General features: G+C 55.4%; 3 protein-coding genes. 2 read left to right on the forward strand and 1 reads right to left on the reverse strand.

The window, feature by feature from the left end:
• Together ACTF5Z_RS11755 and ACTF5Z_RS11760 are read left to right on the forward strand one after the other, a co-directional pair.
• A partial coding sequence (locus ACTF5Z_RS11755; RefSeq protein WP_438985801.1) for a TonB-dependent receptor family protein occupies positions 1-1110 on the forward strand: 1110 nt, incomplete at its 5' end.
• 213 nt (positions 1111-1323) lie between these two features.
• Positions 1324-2091 (forward strand): VOC family protein, encoded by a 768-nt coding sequence (locus ACTF5Z_RS11760; RefSeq protein ID WP_438985802.1) that lies wholly within the window; start codon positions 1324-1326, stop codon positions 2089-2091.
• A 2-nt stretch (positions 2092-2093) separates the two neighbouring features.
• Here ACTF5Z_RS11760 and ACTF5Z_RS11765 read toward each other — a convergent pair.
• A partial coding sequence (locus ACTF5Z_RS11765) for an SDR family NAD(P)-dependent oxidoreductase (protein ID WP_438985803.1) occupies positions 2094-2698 on the reverse strand: 605 nt, incomplete at its 5' end.

Raw genomic sequence — 2698 nt, forward strand, 5'->3', positions numbered from 1 at the left:
ACCGCCGCAGATCGCTGGGTGTACACCGATGCGTTAACGGGCAATAACCGCTCGTTCGAGCGCGTTGGCTTTGAATCGCGCCTTCAGCTGACCAACACCTGGTTTGGCGTTGAGGGCGAAGCGGAGTTTGGCCTGCGTTATATGGAAGAGGAGTCGAACGACACCCGCATCCGCGCCACTCGCGCAGCCGATAGAACCGGTATAAACGACCGTCATCGTATCGACAGCGCCGAAGACGTCGCAGCGTACGTACAAAACCGCTTCGAAATCAACGACCGTCTAGCGTTGACGCCGGGCTTGCGCGTCGAGTCCTACGAGCAAACCCGCGTAATTCTGAGCGACAACAATGCTTCAGCAACAACCAGCAACACCGAGTGGTTGCCGGGTCTTGGCGCAACGTATGAGATCACCGACAGTGCCCAAGTGTTTGGCGGTGTGTATCGCGCTTTCTCGCCTGCGGCGAATGGCGTGGCGCTAGACGGTCTGCAAGATCAGGAGCTTGACGGCGAGCGCTCGACTAACTTCGAGCTGGGTTTGCGTGGCTTGCAGGGCGCATTCAACTACGAAGTTGCCGCCTTTTACATGGACTTTGACAACCAAGTTGTCACGGGCAACTCAGACCCTAATTTGTCGCAAAGTAATGCGGGCGAAACCACGCACGCAGGCATGGAGTTTAGTGTAGGTTTGGTGTTTGGCAACGGCTTTAGTATTGATGCCAACGCGACCTGGGTACCCGAATCCGATTTTAAAACCGGCGGCTACGAAGGCAACCGTCTGCCCTACGCCCCAAAAGTATTGGCCAACTTAGCACTTAACTACCAGCGCGGTGACTTCAGTGGCGGTGTATTAGTGCACCACCGCGGCGAGCAGTACGGCGACCCCAGCAACCAAGTCGCTTTGCCAACGGGCGCAGCCGGTGGAATTTGGGGCGGTCGCTTAGACGCGTACACCATTACGGATGCAGTGGCCCAGTACGAATTCAGCAGCAACTTGACGGTGTTTGGATCGGTTAAAAACGTCATGGATGAGCGTGCCATAACAGGTCTTCGCCAAGGCATTTATGTGGCACCGGGTCGCAGCGTCGAAATGGGCGTACGCATTCGACTGTAACTCCGCAAATACGGTGTGATACGTAAGACACACACCGTGTTTACCACAACCGCAAGCTCCCCCGGCTATGCGGTTACTTTTGGCCGCGGCCCCCTGCCGCGGCTTTTTTATTGAGGGGCCAAATGGTTTCATTTAAACGGGATCGATGATTGCTGACTGGGTTTACTGCCAGCCTGTGATAAGGTTCGTGTCAAACAAACATCAGGTACAACCATGACCCCTCTTATTAATCACTTAGACCACGTCAGCATCGCAGTAACCGACCTGACCAGTGCGATAGGCGACTATCAGACCTTGTTCAACACCACCGTGAGTGCTCGTGCATCGAGCAATCAAAACGAGGCCTGGCTCTACACAGGCAACATCTGGCTGCGCTTGCACCAGAGCCGCGATGCCAGCGGCCTGCACCATATGGCCTTTGCCTGTAGCGACTGGACAAAAGCTCAGCGGCGCATCAAACAGTTTTCATTAACCACAGATAACATCGAGACGGCGGCATTAGAAGATAGTACCGTACGAATAAACCCTGAACGCACGCGCGGCCTATCGCTCAGCATGATACCAGAAGAGCAACCCTCGCAAGCGGCTCTAAATCTGCCGCGCGGCGTTGCAGGTCTGGACCATGTCGTGATCAAAACCGCCCGCCCCGAACACACCGGATTTGTCTATGGCTCAATCTTGGGCCTTGATTGCCGCATGGATTTGAGCAACCCGACGTGGGATTCGCGCCTCATTTTTTACCGCTGCGGCGATCTAATTGTGGAGATTTTCCATCCGTTAAGTAGCGGTGAGCAAAACGCACCCGACACCTTCTATGGACTGACCTGGCGTGTCGAAGATATTAACGCAACGCGCGCACGACTGATCAATTCGGGCGTTGCCGTCTCGGATCTACGCAAAGGTCGTAAGCCTGGCACCGCTGTATTTACCGTTAAATCGCATACGCAGGATGTGCCTACGCTGTTTATTGGGCCCGCCTAGTCTCAAGCCCCCTTAGGCGCCCCCGGCAATCCGGCGTAGTAGTGCCCTGCAGTCATACCACCGTCGACTACCAGCTCCATACCCATGCAGTACGACGCGTCATCAGAGGCTAAATACGCCGCGGCGGCCGCAATGTCAGATGGGTCGCCGGCCCGCTGGCTGGGATAGCGCGCGTAGGCTTTATTCACATCCTCGCGCTTGTTGCCCTGCGGGTTAGACAAGGGGGTATCGATACCGCCTGGATGGATAGAGTTTACGCGTATACCCCGTGGGCCCCACTCTAGCGCTAACGATTTGGTTAAACCTCGCACCGCAAACTTTGTAGCACCGTAAATCGACACCGCGTTCGCACCTTCGAGCCCGTCGGACGAACTCATGTTAATGACGCTACCCCCGCGCTTCTCGAGTAGCGGCAAAGCGGCTTGGCAACCGTAAATAACCCCCAGCAAGTTCACGTGAACCAACATCTCGATTTGAGCGTCGGTGTAACCTTCAAAGGGCGCAAAGAACAAAACACCCGCGTTATTTACCAGAATATCCAAACCGCCAAAGCTCGCTTCGACCGCTTGCATCACATTGGCCCAATCAGCACGTAAACTCACATCCT

Origin of the sequence: Aequoribacter sp. (assembly GCF_965659035.1) — a bacterium.
Classification (GTDB): Bacteria; Pseudomonadota; Gammaproteobacteria; order Pseudomonadales; family Halieaceae; genus Aequoribacter.